We start from the raw sequence: 265 nt of genomic DNA, 5'->3' as shown, positions 1-265 counted from the left end.
GAGGGGGATCGCTCTTTTCGCGGCGCACTGCAGCGGATCGAAAAGATCACGGCAGAGCTCGATGAGCCTGTGATTGTAAAAGAGGTGGGTTTCGGCATTGCCGGGGAGCAGGCCCGCGCCCTCGTCGGAGCCGGTGTCGCCGCCATTGATGTGGGGGGAAGAGGCGGCACCAACTTTCTGGCCATAGAGAGCCGCCGCTCCCGGCGGCGCCTCTCGCCCGAACTTCTCTCCTGGGGACTGCCCACCGCTGTGAGTCTGCTCGAAG

General features: G+C 64.9%; 1 pseudogene. It reads left to right on the top strand.

Annotation, left to right across the window (positions count from 1 at the left end):
• Positions 1-265 (top strand): annotated as a pseudogene (locus tag FQ664_RS27575) (type 2 isopentenyl-diphosphate Delta-isomerase); the annotation flags it as partial.

The sequence above is a fragment of the Pseudomonas persica genome (genome assembly GCF_900291015.1).
Taxonomy (GTDB): Bacteria; Pseudomonadota; Gammaproteobacteria; order Pseudomonadales; family Pseudomonadaceae; genus Aquipseudomonas.
This window is presented reverse-complemented; position numbering and strand designations above follow the sequence as displayed.